This is a genomic window from Spirulina sp. CCY15215, assembly GCF_016888125.1.
Taxonomy (GTDB): Bacteria; Cyanobacteriota; Cyanobacteriia; order Cyanobacteriales; family Spirulinaceae; genus CCY15215.
In genome coordinates this window covers 1-272 of the sequence record NZ_JACSWA010000220.1, presented here as the reverse complement: position 1 = coordinate 272, position 272 = coordinate 1, and the positions used below count along the sequence as shown (strand labels likewise).

Annotated in this window: 1 protein-coding gene; it reads left to right on the top strand. The window is 37.5% G+C overall.

Annotated elements, in window-relative coordinates; all coding sequences use genetic code 11:
* Nucleotides 1–18: 18 nt before the first annotated feature.
* Nucleotides 19–272 (top strand): Uma2 family endonuclease (locus JUI58_RS01380; protein ID WP_348539812.1); only part of this gene is annotated, 254 nt, incomplete at its 3' end.

Here is a 272-nt window from a genome sequence, read left to right as displayed (position 1 = left end):
CAATGGGAAGAGGAAAATATCGCCCCACAAGTCGCATTTGAAATCCTATCTCCTGGGAACAAGAAAAAAGATATGGAGACAAAATTCAATTTTTATCAACAACATGGAATTGAAGAATATTACTTGTACGATCCGAAGAAGAATCGCTTGCAAGGATGGTTGAGAAAAGGGAAGAAATTAGAAGTTATTTCGCAAATGGAGGGCTGGGAAAGTCCGCGTTTAGGAATAAAGTTTAGTAGGATAGAGGGAGAATTAGCATTATTTTATCCCAA